The sequence below is a fragment of the Klebsiella sp. BDA134-6 genome, from assembly GCF_015601345.1.
Classification (GTDB): domain Bacteria; phylum Pseudomonadota; class Gammaproteobacteria; order Enterobacterales; family Enterobacteriaceae; genus Klebsiella; species Klebsiella grimontii.
Map to the genome: position 1 here is coordinate 2,715,775 of NZ_CP064784.1, position 14,010 is coordinate 2,729,784.

Genomic DNA, 14,010 nt, shown 5'->3' on the forward strand with positions numbered 1-14,010 from the left:
GGTTGCGATGACGACATTTCATTCGCTTACCGTGGCGAAAGTGGAACCGGAAACCCGCGACGCGGTCACCATCACCTTTGCCATACCCGACGCGCTGCGCGACGCCTATGCCTTTCGTCCGGGCCAGCATCTGACGCTGAAAGCCCGCCTCGGCGGCGAAGAGCTTAGGCGCTGCTACTCCATTTGCCGCAGCCGCGCGCCGGGTGAAATCAGCGTGGCGGTGAAGGCTATCGACGGCGGGCGCTTCTCGCGCTATGCCCAGAGCGACATTCAACCAGGGATGGCGCTGGAGGTGATGGTGCCGCAGGGTCACTTTGGTTACCAGCCGCAGGCCGGGCGTCAGGCCGACTACCTGGCGATTGCCGCCGGCTCCGGGATTACGCCGATGATGGCGATTATCGACGCCACCCTCGCCACTGAAGTCGACAGCCGTTTCACGCTGGTTTACGGCAACCGCAGCAGCCATAGCATGATGTTCCGTCAGGCGCTGGCCGACCTGAAAGACCGCTATCCGCAGCGTTTGCAGGTGGTGCACCTGTTCAGCCAGGAGTCGATGGACAGCGATCTGCTGCAGGGGCGCATCAATGGCGACAAGCTGCGCGAACTGGCCGACCATCTGCTGGACTTCAGCCGCTTTGACCATGCTTTTATTTGCGGCCCGGCGGCAATGATGGATGAAGCGGAAATGACCCTGCGCGAGCTGGGCGTCCCGGAGAAAGCCATCCATCTGGAACGTTTCAATACGCCGGGCAGCAGCGCCAGGCGGGCTGCTGGCGTACAGGCGGAGGGCCGCTCGGTCACGATTCGTCAGGATGGCCGCGACCGCATCATTGCCCTGAGCGCTGAGGACGACAGCATTCTTGACGCCGCGCTACGCCAGGGGGCGGACCTGCCGTTTGCCTGTAAGGGCGGCGTGTGCGCCACCTGTAAATGCAAAGTGCTGCGCGGCGAGGTGGCGATGGCCGCTAACTACAGCCTTGAAGCCGACGAAGTGGCGGCAGGCTACGTGCTGAGCTGCCAGGCGCTCCCCACCAGCGGCGACGTGATCGTCGACTTCGACGCGCGGGGGATGGCATGAGTGAACTGTTGATTGCTCGCCACGCGCGCGTACTGCAGCTGACGCTCAATCGTCCGCAGGCGCGCAACGCGCTGAATAACGCGCTGCTGACGCAGATCGCCGACGCGCTCGACGCGGCGGCGCTGGATCCGACGGTTGGCGTCTGCGTCATCAGCGGCAACCCACATTTTTTCGCCGCGGGCGCTGACCTGAACGAAATGGCGGAAAAAGATCTGTCCGCCACGCTCGATGATATTCGCCCGCGGCTGTGGGCGCGTATCGACGCCTTCAGCAAACCGCTGATTGCTTCGGTTAACGGCTATGCCCTCGGCGCCGGATGCGAGCTGGCGCTGCTGTGCGATCTGATTGTTGCCGGCGATAACGCCCGCTTCGGCCTGCCGGAAATCACCCTCGGCATTATGCCGGGCGCGGGCGGCACCCAGCGTCTGATCCGCACCGTCGGTAAGGCGCTGGCCAGCCGGATGGTCTTGAGCGGCGAAAGCATTGATGCTCATCAGGCGCAACGGGCGGGGCTGGTATGCGAGGTTTATCCGCCAGCGCTCACCGATGAATATGCGCTTGGCCTGGCGGCAACCATTGCTCGCCACTCGCCGCTGGCGCTGCGCGCGGCTAAGCAGGCTTTGCGGCTGTCGCAGGAGGTGAGCCTGCAGGCCGGGCTTCAGCAGGAGCGCCAGCTGTTTACATTGCTGAGCGCGACCGAAGATCGCCGTGAAGGCATCGACGCCTTTTTACATAAACGTACTGCGGAATTTAAAGGACGCTAATCGTGGAAGCTTTCATTCTCAGCGAAGTGGAACAGGGCGTGATGACGATTACCCTTAATCGCCCGGACCGTCTGAACAGTTTTAACGACCTGATGCATCAGCAGCTGGCGGCGTGCCTGAAACAGGCCGAGCGTGACGACAGCGTGCGCAGTTTACTGCTGACCGGCGCCGGGCGCGGCTTTTGCGCCGGACAGGATTTAAATGACCGCAACGTTGACCCCAGCGGTCCTGCACCGGATCTCGGCCTATCGGTCGAGCGTTTCTATAACCCGCTGGTGCGCCGTCTGGCGGCGCTGCCGAAACCGGTCATTTGCGCGGTAAACGGCGTCGCGGCGGGCGCGGGGGCCACGCTGGCGCTGGGCTGCGATATCGTTCTGGCGGCGCGTTCGGCGAAGTTCGTCATGGCCTTCAGCAAACTCGGCCTGGTGCCTGACTGCGGCGGCAGCTGGTTTCTGCCGCGGGTGGCGGGACGCGCGCGCGCGATGGGGTTAGCGCTGCTGAGCGATAGCCTGAGCGCAGAGCAGGCGGCGCAGTGGGGGATGATCTGGCAGGTGGTGGACGACGCCGAGCTGAAAGACACCGGCCTGGCGCTGGCGCGTCATCTGGCCGCCCAGCCGACCTATGGCCTCGGGCTGATTAAGAAAGCCCTGCGGCTGGCGGAAACGCAGACCCTGGACCAGCAGCTTGAGCTTGAGCGCGACTATCAGCGTCTGGCCGGGCGCAGCGCAGACTATCGCGAAGGCGTCAGCGCTTTTCTGGCCAAGCGTCCACCTCAATTCAGCGGGAAATAGCCGATGAGCACAACGTTACCTACCGTCGCGGTGATAGGCAGCGGCACCATGGGCGCCGGCATTGCCGAAGTGGCCGCCGCCGCAGGGCATCCGGTACTGATTTACGACATCGCTCCTGGGGCGGTGGTTCGCGCCATCGACGGGATTCGCCAGCGGCTGGTCTCCCGCGTCAGCCGCGGCAAGCTGGCCGCGGAACAGGCCGGGGTGCTGCTGTCGCATCTGGCCCCGGCAGAGACGCTGAGCGCTCTGGCCTGCGCGCAACTGGTTATCGAAGCGGCCTCCGAGCGTCTGGAGGTCAAAAAGGCATTGTTCGAACAACTGGCGGCGATCTGCTCCCCGTCGACGCTGCTGGTCAGCAACACGTCATCGATTTCGATCACCGCCATCGCCGCGGGGATACAACACCCGGAGCGAGTCGCCGGGCTGCACTTCTTTAACCCGGCCCCGGTAATGAAGCTGGTGGAAGTGGTCAGCGGTCTGGCCACCTCGGCGGAAGTCGTCGAACAGCTCTGCCAGCGGGTCAGCGACTGGGGAAAACAGCCGGTTCGCTGCCGCTCAACGCCCGGTTTTATCGTCAACCGCGTGGCGCGGCCGTTTTATGCCGAAGCGTGGCGAGCGCTGGAGGAGCAGGTCGCCGCGCCGGAGGTGATTGACGCCGCCCTGCGCGACGGCGGTGGTTTCCCCATGGGGCCGCTGGCGCTGACCGACCTGATTGGCCAGGACGTCAACTTTGCGGTGACCTGTTCGGTATTTAACGCCTTCTGGCAGGACCGTCGCTATCTGCCGTCGCTGCTGCAGCAGGAGCTGGCGCTGGCCGGACGGCTGGGCAAAAAAAGCGGGCAGGGGGTCTACTGCTGGCCTGCTGACGCACTGCCTGACCTGGCGTTGGCCGCCGTATCAGCAGAACGCGCAGCAAAGCACATAAAACGTGACGTTGTCACCGAGCTGGATGAGGTGCTGCTGCTGGAAACAACCGGTGAAACCGCCCTGGCGTTAAGCCTTAAGCACGGCCGTCCGGTGGTGGTCTACGACCATAGCGCAGGCGATACGGTGGTGCTGGCCAGCGCGGAAACCACCTCTCAGGCGGCGATCGATAAAGCAACTTTCTATTTTCAGCAGCAGGGCAAAAAGGTGCTGCGGATCGCCGACTATCCCGGCCTGCTGGTATGGCGGACGGTGGCGATGCTGGTTAACGAAGCGCTGGACGCGTTGCAGAAGGGCGTCGCCGGCGCGGAGGATATCGATACCGCCATGCGTCTGGGCGTCAACTACCCGCGCGGCCCTCTGGCGTGGGGAGAATCACTTGGCTGGGGCCGGGTACTGCGGCTGCTGGAAAACCTGCAGCGGCATTACGGCGAAGAGCGCTATCGCCCCTGTTCCTTGCTGCGTCAGAAGGCGCTGATGGAGAGACATCATGAGCAATGAAGCCTGGCGCAACGCCCGCGCGATGTATGAGAACGATAACTGTGCGAAAGCGCTGGGAATTGAAATTATCGAGATGGACCAGGGCTACGCGCAGATGACCATGGCGGTCACCCCGAACATGCTCAACGGCCACCACTCCTGCCACGGCGGACAGCTGTTTTCGCTCGCCGATACCGCTTTTGCTTACGCCTGCAACAGTCAGGGGCTGGCGGCGGTCGCCTCAGCGGCGAGCATCGATTTTCTTCGTCCAGCCTTTGTCGGCGAGCTGCTGACCGCGACGGCGAGAGTTAAGCATCAGGGCAAACTGACCGGGGTCTATGACATTGAAATCGTTAACCAACAGCAAAAAGTGGTCGCCCTGTTTCGCGGTAAATCGCACCGCATCGGCGGCACAATCACAGGAGAAGTCTGATGCGCTACGCCTTTATTTGTGACGGGATCCGCACGCCGATTGGCCGCTACGGCGGGGCGCTGGCCAGCGTGCGCGCTGACGACCTGGCCGCTATCCCGTTGCGCGAGCTGCTGAACCGTAACCCGAAATTTGACCCGGCATCGATTGACGATGTGATTCTCGGCTGCGCCAACCAGGCCGGCGAAGATAACCGCAATGTGGCTCATATGGCGACGCTGCTGGCGGGCTATCCGCACACCGTACCCGGCACGACTATTAACCGCCTGTGCGGCTCCGGTCTCGACGCTATCGGCTTCGCCGCCCGAGCGATCAAAGCCGGAGAGGCGGATCTGATGATCGCCGGCGGCGTCGAGTCGATGTCGCGCGCGCCGTTTGTGATGGGCAAAGCCAGCGCCCCGTATCAGCGCCAGGCCGAGCTGTTTGATACCACTATCGGCTGGCGTTTTGTGAACCCGCTCATGCAGCAGCGATTTGGCACTGACAGCATGCCGGAAACGGCGGAGAATGTAGCTGAATTGTTAAATATCAGCCGCGCCGATCAGGACGCTTTTGCGTACCGCAGCCAGCAGCGTACGGCCCAGGCCCAGCGCGACGGCATTCTGGCGCAGGAGATCGTGCCGGTACCGATTATCGACCGGAAAGGGGCGGTAAACGTCGTGCGTGACGACGAGCATCCGCGGGCGGACACCACCCTTGAACAGCTTTCGCGGCTAAAAACGCCGTTCCGCCAGGGCGGCGTAGTGACCGCGGGAAACGCCTCTGGCGTCAACGACGGCGCCGCGGCGCTGATTATCGCCAGCTCGCGGCAGGCCACCGCCCAGGGGCTGACGCCGCGGGCACGAATTGTGGCGATGGCGACGGCGGGCGTCGAGCCGAAGTTGATGGGGCTCGGACCGGTACCGGCGGTACGTAAAGTGCTGGAGCGCGCCGGGCTGAACATAAACGATATGGATCTGATTGAGCTGAATGAGGCCTTCGCCGCCCAGGCGCTGGGCGTGCTCAGACAGCTGGGGCTGGCGGATGACGCCCCGCATGTTAACCCCAACGGCGGCGCCATCGCCTTAGGCCACCCGTTGGGGATGAGCGGAGCCCGGCTGGCATTGAGCGCCAGCCTGGAGCTACAGCGCCGCAATGGGCGCTATGCGCTGTGTACGATGTGTATTGGCGTGGGTCAGGGCATTGCCATGATCCTTGAGCGAGTGTGAGCGAATCTACCTGCGAGTACCCTACAAAATGACAACGATAACGCAATTAGACCCGATTGAAAGCGCATCGCGCGACGAGCTGCAGGCCCTGCAAACCCAGCGTCTGAAGTGGACCCTGAAGCACGCCTACGACAATGTGCCGATGTATCGCCGCAAATTCGACGCGGCGGGCGTTCATCCGGACGATTTTCATGAGTTGAGCGATCTGAGCAAGTTTCCCTGCACCACCAAGCAGGATCTGCGCGACAACTATCCGTTTGATACCTTTGCGGTGCCGATGGAGCAGGTGGTGCGCATCCACGCGTCTTCGGGCACCACCGGCAAGCCGACGGTGGTGGGTTATACGCAAAACGATATTGATAACTGGGCCAATATTGTCGCCCGCTCCCTGCGCGCGGCGGGCGGGACGGCAAAAGACAAAATTCATGTCGCCTACGGCTATGGTCTGTTTACCGGCGGGCTAGGCGCCCACTACGGCGCGGAGCGTTTAGGCGCGACGGTGATACCGATGTCCGGCGGGCAGACCGAAAAGCAGGCCCAGCTAATCCGCGATTTTAAGCCGGATATGATTATGGTGACGCCGTCCTACTGCCTGAATCTGATTGAAGAGCTGGAGCGTCAGATGGGCGGCGACGCCAGCGGCTGCTCACTGCGGGTGGGAGTGTTCGGCGCGGAGCCGTGGACCCGCGCGATGCGTACGGAAATCGAGCGTCGTCTGGGGATTTCGGCGCTGGATATTTACGGCCTGTCGGAGGTGATGGGGCCCGGGGTAGCGATGGAGTGCCTGGAAACCGCCGACGGTCCGACGATCTGGGAGGATCACTTCTACCCTGAAGTGGTGAATCCGGACAACGGCACGCCGCTGGCGGACGGCGAACATGGCGAGCTGCTGTTCACCACCCTGACCAAAGAAGCGCTGCCGGTGATCCGCTACCGCACCCGCGACCTGACCCGTCTGCTGCCAGGGACTGCCCGCACTATGCGCCGGATGGATCGCATCAGCGGGCGCAGCGACGATATGCTGATTATCCGCGGCGTGAACGTCTTCCCGTCGCAGCTGGAGGAGGAGATCCTCAAGTTCGAACATCTGGCGCCGCACTATCAGCTGGAGGTTAACCGCCGGGGCCATCTTGATTCACTTTCGGTGCGCGTGGAGTTAAAAGAGAGCGGTCTGGCGCTGAACCACGAACAACGTTGTCAGATTTGTCATCAGCTGCGCCACCGGATCAAGTCGATGGTGGGGATTTCGACCGATATCAGCATTGTTAACTGCGGCAGCATCCCGCGCTCTGAGGGCAAGGCCTGCCGCGTGTTCGATTTGCGCAAGGCGGCCGCTAACGGATAACACCTTCTCCCGGAGGCGGCGCATTGCGCCTGTCCGGGCTACCCGACGACACAACTCCCGTAGCCCGGACAGTGGCAGCCCGGGTATGGCGTTTACGCAGCGACCCGGGGAGTGTGCCGGGGTTGATGTATCCATGGTCGTCTGCGGGCCGGTAGCCCGGCCAGGTGCGCAGCAACGCCTCGCGATTTCCTGTGCTATGATTCAAAAAGGACAAAAATCACAACAGAATGAATCAGATGAGTAAACTCGACACCTTTATTCAGCAGGCCGTCGCCGCGATGCCCATCAGCGGTACCTCGCTTATTGCTTCTTTATATGGCGACGCCTTGCTCCAGCGCGGCGGAGAGGTTTGGCTCGGCAGCGTGGCGGCGCTGCTGGAAGGGCTTGGATTCGGCGAACGATTCGTGCGTACCGCGCTGTTCCGCCTGAATAAAGAAGAGTGGCTCGATGTGGTGCGCATTGGCCGCCGCAGCTTCTACCGCCTCAGCGACAAAGGCCTGCGTTTGACCCGCCGGGCGGAGCATAAAATCTATCGCGCCAGCGCGCCGGAGTGGGATGGGACCTGGCTGCTGCTGCTGTCGGAAGGGCTGGAAAAAAGCACCCTGGCGGAAGTCAAAAAACAGCTGCTATGGCAGGGATTTGGCGCGCTTGCGCCGAGCCTGCTGGCTTCGCCATCACAAAAGCTGGCGGACGTACAGTCTCTGCTGCATGAAGCGGGCGTGGCGGAAAACGTTATCTGTTTCGAAGCGCATTCCCCGCTGGCGCTCTCTCGGGCGGCGCTGCGCGCTCGCGTTGAAGAGTGCTGGCATCTTACCGACCAGAACGCGATGTATGAAACGTTTATCGCCCTGTTTCGACCGCTGCTGCCGCTGCTTCGCGACTGCGAGCCCGCGGAGCTGACGCCCGAACGCAGTTTCCAGATTCAGCTGCTGCTGATTCACTTCTATCGCCGGGTGGTGCTGAAAGATCCGCTGCTGCCTGAAGAGCTGCTCCCCGCGCACTGGGCCGGACAAACCGCGCGCCAGCTGTGCATCAATATTTATCAACGCGTTGCGCCCGGCGCGCTGGCGTTTGTCAGCGAGAAGGGCGAAAGCTCGGTGGGGGATCTTCCCGCGCCGGGACCGCTCTATTTCCAGCGCTTTGGCGGACTCGCAGGCGTATAAGGAGAGGCTATGCCCATTTATCAAATTGACGGTATGACGCCGGTGGTACCGGACGAGAGCTACGTTCATCCCACCGCGGTGCTAATTGGCGACGTGATCCTCGGTAAAGGGGTCTACGTCGGGCCTAACGCCAGCCTGCGCGGCGATTTTGGCCGTATCGTGGTGAAAGATGGCGCCAACATTCAGGATAACTGCGTGATGCACGGCTTTCCCGGCCAGGATACGGTCGTGGAAGAAGAGGGGCATATCGGCCACGGCGCGATTCTGCACGGCTGCACCATCGGGCGCAACGCGCTGGTGGGCATGAGCGCGGTGATTATTGATGGGGCCAGCATTGGGGAAAACAGCATTGTCGGCGCTTCGGCCTTTGTGAAAGCCAACGCCGAAATGCCCGCTAACCATCTGATTGTCGGCAGTCCGGCAAAAGCCATTCGTACATTAAGCGAACGGGAGCTGGCCTGGAAGAAGCAGGGGACGCGGGAGTATCAGATGCTGGTGGAGCGCTGCAAACAGACGCTGCATCAGGTGGAACCGCTCAAAGAAGCAGAGCCGGACAGAAAGCGGCTGGCGTTTGATGAGAATTTGCGGCCGAAATCATCATCCTGAGGGGGTAAATCATGGCAGAGAAATTATCCGCTCAGTGCCACTGCGGCGCGGTGGCCTTTACCGTTGAGCTTAGCGATGGCTTCAACACCGTTCGCCGCTGTAACTGTTCATATTGCCGGATGCGTGGGGCGGTCGCGGTCTCCGCGCCGCTTTCAGGAATAGATGTTATACGCGGACGGGATAAGCTCACGGAGTATCGTTTTAATACCGGTCAAGCCGTGCACTTTTTCTGCTCCGTGTGTGGGATCTACACTTTTCATCAACGGCGTTCAAACCCGCAGCAATATGGCGTGAATGTGGCCTGCATAGACGGCGTGTCGCCTTTTGATTTTCCCTGCGTGGAGGTCAACGACGGCGTGAATCATCCAAAAGATGGCGGCGGTGGCGTGGTGGGGTATTTGCGCTACGAGAAAAAGTGAAACTCTCCTCCCGCCGGGGCGGGAGGAGTCAACTCTTATGCGGCAACAACGCTGTCGATAGCGGCTTTCGCATCGGTCTGCGCTTTCGCTGCAACTTCCGGGCCGTAGGCGATGCCTTCAGCGAACACGAAGTTCACGTCGGTGATGCCGATAAAGCCAAGGAAGGTAGACAGGTACGGCGTTACCAGGTCCGTCGGGGTATCTTTATGGATACCGCCGCGGCTGGTGACGACGACAGCGCGTTTACCTTTCACCAGACCTTCCGGCCCTTTCTCGGTGTAGCGGAAGGTCACGCCAGCGCGCGCTACCAGGTCGAAGTAGTTTTTCAACTGGGTCGGGATGTTGAAGTTGTACATCGGCGCCGCGATAACAATCACATCATTCGCCTGCAGTTCAGCGATCAGTTCGTCGGAAAGCGCCAGCGCTTCCTGCTGACGCGGCGTCAGCGGCGCATCGCTCGGACGCAGAGCGCCAACCAGTTCGCCGTCCAGAACCGGAATGGGGTTTGCAGCCAGGTCGCGCACGGTGATAACGTCTTGCGCGTGCTTTTCACGCCATTGTTCAACAAAATAGTCGGACAGCTGACCAGATTGCGAGTACCCTGCCAGAATACTGGATTTCAGAACTAATACTTTGCTCATGGGTGTTTCCTTTTTTAATGTGATTGACGGGCCGTTGCCCTGGTGCTTGTTGACACTCTATTCACAATCATGTCGCAGAGAAAGCGCAATAAATCGAACTCTGTATTCAGTTTTTTTGAACAAGGCACGAATTGCGCGGATGTGGTACTCTAACGCAATACATCAAAAGAGATTTTTCCCGGCAGTGCGCTGCCCGATAACGCTATGACAGAACAACAAAAAATAACCTTCTCTCAGCTCTTTGCACGGCTGGATGGCCTGATGCTGCGCGATAAGTCGCGCTTTGCCCGTCGCCTGCACGGCGTGAAGAAGGTTAAAAATCCTGATGCCCAGCAGGCCATCCTTCAGGAGATGGCGCAAGAAATTGAACAGGCGGCAGGGAGAGTCCTGCTGCGCGAAGCCGCCCGACCGGCTATCGATTATCCGCAGAATCTGCCGGTTAGCCAGAAAAAACAGGAGATTCTCGAAGCCGTGCGCGATCACCAGGTGGTGATTGTGGCGGGGGAAACCGGTTCGGGGAAAACCACCCAGCTGCCAAAAATTTGTATGGAGCTGGGGCGCGGCGTTAAAGGCTTAATTGGCCATACGCAACCGCGTCGTCTGGCCGCGCGTACCGTCGCCAACCGTATCGCCGAAGAGCTGCAAACGGAGCCGGGCGGCTGCATTGGCTATAAAGTCCGCTTTAGCGACCACGTCAGCGATAACACCATGGTTAAGCTGATGACCGACGGTATTCTGCTGGCGGAAATCCAGCAGGATCGGCTGCTGATGCAGTACGACACCATCATTATCGATGAAGCGCACGAACGCAGCCTCAATATCGACTTCCTGCTTGGCTACCTGCGGGAACTGCTGCCCCGTCGCCCGGATTTGAAAATTATAATCACCTCGGCGACCATCGATCCGGAACGCTTCTCGCGCCACTTTAACAACGCGCCGATTATCGAAGTGTCCGGGCGCACCTACCCGGTAGAAGTGCGCTATCGACCCATCGTTGAAGACGCCGACGACACCGAGCGCGATCAGCTGCAGGCGATATTTGACGCCGTTGATGAACTCGGGCGCGAAAGCCCCGGTGATATCCTTATCTTTATGAGCGGCGAGCGTGAAATCCGCGATACCGCCGATGCGCTCAATAAGCTGAATCTGCGCCATACCGAAGTGCTGCCTCTGTATGCGCGGCTTTCCAATAGCGAACAGAACCGTGTGTTCCAGGCCCACAGCGGGCGGCGGATCGTGCTGGCCACCAACGTCGCCGAAACCTCGCTGACCGTGCCGGGCATCAAGTACGTTATTGACCCGGGTACCGCGCGTATCAGCCGCTACAGCTTCCGCACCAAAGTGCAGCGCCTGCCTATTGAGCCGGTTTCCCAGGCGTCGGCTAACCAGCGTAAAGGCCGCTGCGGTCGCGTGTCGGAAGGGATCTGTATTCGTCTCTATTCGGAAGATGACTTCCTGTCGCGCCCGGCATTTACCGACCCGGAGATTCTGCGCACCAACCTGGCATCCGTTATCCTGCAGATGACCGCGCTGGGCCTGGGCGATATCGCCGCGTTTCCGTTTGTTGAAGCGCCGGATAAACGCAATATTCAGGACGGCGTTCGCCTGCTGGAAGAGCTGGGGGCGATTACCACCGACGAACAGCAGACCGCTTATAAGCTGACGCCGATGGGCCGTCAGCTTAGCCAGCTACCGGTGGACCCGCGTCTGGCGCGCATGGTGCTGGAAGCGCAAAAACACGGCTGCGTGCGCGAGGCGATGATTATCACCTCGGCGCTCTCCATTCAGGACCCGCGCGAGCGGCCAATGGACAAGCAGCAGGCCTCTGACGAGAAACATCGCCGTTTCCACGATAAAGAGTCCGACTTCCTGGCGTTCGTCAACCTGTGGAACTACCTGGGCGAGCAGCAAAAAGCGCTCTCCTCGAACCAGTTCCGCCGCCAGTGCCGGGTCGATTTCCTCAACTACCTGCGCGTGCGCGAGTGGCAGGATATCTATACCCAGCTGCGTCAGGTGGTGAAAGAGCTCGGGCTGCCGGTGAACAGCGAGCCGGCGGAGTATCGCGAAATTCACACCGCGCTGCTGACCGGTCTGCTGTCGCATATCGGTATGAAAGACGCCGACAAGCAGGAGTTTACCGGCGCGCGCAACGCTCGCTTCTCCATCTTCCCTGGATCGGGGTTGTTCAAAAAGCCGCCAAAATGGACGATGGTCGCCGAACTGGTGGAAACCAGCCGCCTGTGGGGGCGTATCGCCGCGCGCATTGAGCCGGAGTGGGTCGAGCCGGTGGCGCAGCATTTGATCAAACGCTCGTACAGCGAACCCCACTGGGAGCGCGGGCAGGGCGCGGTAATGGCGACGGAAAAGGTCACCGTTTACGGGCTGCCGATTGTGGCGGCCCGCAAGGTCAACTATAGCCAGATTGATCCGGCGCTGTGCCGCGAGCTATTTATCCGCCATGCGCTGGTGGAGGGCGACTGGCAGACTCGTCACGCCTTCTTCCGTGACAACCTGAAGCTGCGCAACGAGATTGAAGAGCTGGAGCATAAGTCGCGCCGCCGCGATATTCTTGTCGACGACGAAACGCTGTTTGAGTTCTACGACCAGCGTATCAGCCATGACGTCATCTCCGCGCGCCATTTTGACAAGTGGTGGAAACAGGCCAGCCGCGAGACGCCGGATCTGCTCAACTTTGAAAAGAGCATGCTGATTAAGGAAGGCGCGGAGCAGGTCAGTAAGCTCGACTATCCGAACTTCTGGCACCAGGGCAACCTGAAGCTGCGTCTCACCTATCAGTTTGAACCGGGCGCCGACGCTGACGGCGTAACGGTGCATATTCCACTGCCGCTGCTCAACCAGGTGGAAGAAGCCGGATTTGAGTGGCAGATCCCGGGGTTGCGTCGCGAGCTGGTTATCGCCCTGATTAAATCGCTGCCGAAGCCGGTACGGCGTAACTTCGTTCCAGCGCCGAACTACGCGGAGGCGTTTTTAGGCCGCGCGACGCCGCTGGAGCTGCCGCTGCTGGATTCCCTTGAACGTGAGCTGCGGCGGATGACCGGCGTGACTATCGACCGCGAGGCCTGGCAATGGGATCAGGTACCCGATCATCTGAAAATCACTTTCCGGGTGGTGGACGAGAAAAACAAGAAGCTGCAGGAAGGGCGCTCGCTGCAGGATCTGAAAGATGCGCTGAAAGGTAAGGTGCAGGAGACGCTGTCCGCGGTTGCCGATGACGGTATCGAGCAGAGCGGGCTGCATATCTGGAGCTTTGGCCGGCTTCCGGAGAGCTACGAGCAGAAGCGCGGCAACTACAAAGTTAAGGCCTGGCCGGCGCTGGTGGACGAGCGCGACAGCGTGGCGATCAAGCTGTTTGATAACCCGCTGGAGCAGCAGCAGGAGATGTGGCGCGGCCTGCGTCGCCTGCTGCTGCTGAATATCCCGTCGCCGATTAAATACCTGCATGAGAAGCTGCCGAATAAAGCCAAGCTGGGGCTCTATTTCAACCCCTACGGCAAGGTGCTGGATCTGATCGATGACTGTATCTCCTGCGGCGTGGATAAGCTGATCGATGAAGCGGGCGGCCCGGTATGGACCGAAGAGGGCTTTGCCGCGCTGCATGAAAAGGTGCGCGCTGAACTCAACGAGACGGTGGTGGAAATCGCCAAACAGGTTGAGCAGATCCTGACCGCGGTGTTCAATATCAATAAACGCCTGAAAGGCCGCGTGGATATGACCATGGCGCTTGGGCTGTCGGATATCAAATCGCAGATGAGCGGGCTGGTGTATCGCGGTTTCGTCACCGGCAATGGCTTCCGCCGCCTTGGGGATACGCTGCGCTATCTGCAGGCGATTGAAAAGCGGCTTGAGAAAATGGCGATCGATCCGCACCGTGACCGCGCGCAGATGCTCAAGGTGGAGAGCATCCAGCAGGCGTGGCAGCAGTGGTTGAATAAGCTGCCGCCTCAGCGCCGTCAGGATAACGACGTGCAGGAGATCCGCTGGATGATTGAAGAGCTGCGCGTCAGCCTGTTCGCCCAGCAGCTCGGCACGCCGTATCCGATATCCGACAAGCGAGTGCTGCAGGCAATGGACGCGATTGTGGCCTGATACTACGGCAATGGCGTTTTCATTCTCTTTCAGGGAATGGAAACGTCATGCCAA

General features: G+C 60.7%; 12 protein-coding genes. 11 read left to right on the forward strand and 1 reads right to left on the reverse strand.

Features of this window, described 5'->3' with window-relative positions:
- The first annotated feature begins 7 nt into the window (after positions 1 to 7).
- The 10 genes from paaE (at position 8) to IYV58_RS12560 (ending at position 9,208) form a co-directional block, all read left to right on the forward strand.
- Positions 8 to 1,078 (forward strand): 1,2-phenylacetyl-CoA epoxidase subunit PaaE, encoded by a 1,071-nt coding sequence (gene paaE, locus IYV58_RS12515; protein ID WP_142469962.1) that lies wholly within the window; start codon positions 8 to 10, stop codon positions 1,076 to 1,078.
- The gene (gene paaF, locus IYV58_RS12520; protein ID WP_142445694.1) at positions 1,075 to 1,842 is read left to right on the forward strand and encodes a 2,3-dehydroadipyl-CoA hydratase PaaF; all 768 of its coding nucleotides are present in this window, start codon (positions 1,075 to 1,077) and stop codon (positions 1,840 to 1,842) included. Before paaE ends, paaF begins: the two co-directional genes overlap by 4 nt.
- A gap of 2 nt (positions 1,843 to 1,844) precedes the next feature.
- Positions 1,845 to 2,633 (forward strand): 2-(1,2-epoxy-1,2-dihydrophenyl)acetyl-CoA isomerase PaaG, encoded by a 789-nt coding sequence (gene paaG, locus IYV58_RS12525; protein ID WP_195729650.1) that lies wholly within the window; start codon positions 1,845 to 1,847, stop codon positions 2,631 to 2,633.
- 3 nt (positions 2,634 to 2,636) lie between these two features.
- On the forward strand, positions 2,637 to 4,058 hold the full coding sequence (locus IYV58_RS12530) for a 3-hydroxyacyl-CoA dehydrogenase (RefSeq protein ID WP_087829480.1): 1,422 nt from the start codon (positions 2,637 to 2,639) through the stop codon (positions 4,056 to 4,058).
- Complete coding sequence (paaI, locus tag IYV58_RS12535; RefSeq protein WP_004120952.1) at positions 4,048 to 4,470, forward strand: hydroxyphenylacetyl-CoA thioesterase PaaI; 423 nt, start codon at positions 4,048 to 4,050, stop codon at positions 4,468 to 4,470. The genes IYV58_RS12530 and paaI overlap by 11 nt, the downstream gene beginning before the upstream one ends.
- On the forward strand, positions 4,470 to 5,675 hold the full coding sequence (pcaF, locus tag IYV58_RS12540) for a 3-oxoadipyl-CoA thiolase (protein WP_195729651.1): 1,206 nt from the start codon (positions 4,470 to 4,472) through the stop codon (positions 5,673 to 5,675). Before paaI ends, pcaF begins: the two co-directional genes overlap by 1 nt.
- A 28-nt stretch (positions 5,676 to 5,703) precedes the next feature.
- The gene (gene paaK, locus IYV58_RS12545) at positions 5,704 to 7,020 is read left to right on the forward strand and encodes a phenylacetate--CoA ligase PaaK (protein WP_004120947.1); all 1,317 of its coding nucleotides are present in this window, start codon (positions 5,704 to 5,706) and stop codon (positions 7,018 to 7,020) included.
- A gap of 236 nt (positions 7,021 to 7,256) precedes the next feature.
- Positions 7,257 to 8,183: a phenylacetic acid degradation operon negative regulatory protein PaaX gene (gene paaX / locus IYV58_RS12550; protein WP_162626003.1), complete on the forward strand. Its 927-nt coding sequence runs from the start codon at positions 7,257 to 7,259 to the stop codon at positions 8,181 to 8,183.
- Positions 8,184 to 8,192: 9 nt separating this feature from the next.
- Positions 8,193 to 8,789, forward strand: coding sequence for a phenylacetic acid degradation protein PaaY (gene paaY / locus IYV58_RS12555; RefSeq protein WP_004120943.1), 597 nt, complete (start codon positions 8,193 to 8,195; stop codon positions 8,787 to 8,789).
- An 8-nt stretch (positions 8,790 to 8,797) separates the two neighbouring features.
- On the forward strand, positions 8,798 to 9,208 hold the full coding sequence (locus tag IYV58_RS12560) for a GFA family protein (protein ID WP_029669679.1): 411 nt from the start codon (positions 8,798 to 8,800) through the stop codon (positions 9,206 to 9,208).
- A gap of 35 nt (positions 9,209 to 9,243) precedes the next feature.
- On the opposite strand, the gene azoR is transcribed toward IYV58_RS12560, so the two are convergent.
- Positions 9,244 to 9,849 (reverse strand): FMN-dependent NADH-azoreductase, encoded by a 606-nt coding sequence (gene azoR, locus IYV58_RS12565; RefSeq protein WP_004120936.1) that lies wholly within the window; start codon positions 9,847 to 9,849, stop codon positions 9,244 to 9,246.
- 261 nt (positions 9,850 to 10,110) lie between these two features.
- On the opposite strand from azoR, the gene hrpA reads away from it, so the two are divergent.
- A complete protein-coding gene (hrpA, locus tag IYV58_RS12570; RefSeq protein WP_232391414.1) occupies positions 10,111 to 13,956 on the forward strand; it encodes an ATP-dependent RNA helicase HrpA in 3,846 nt (1,281 codons plus the stop codon).
- The last annotated feature ends 54 nt before the right edge of the window (positions 13,957 to 14,010 follow it).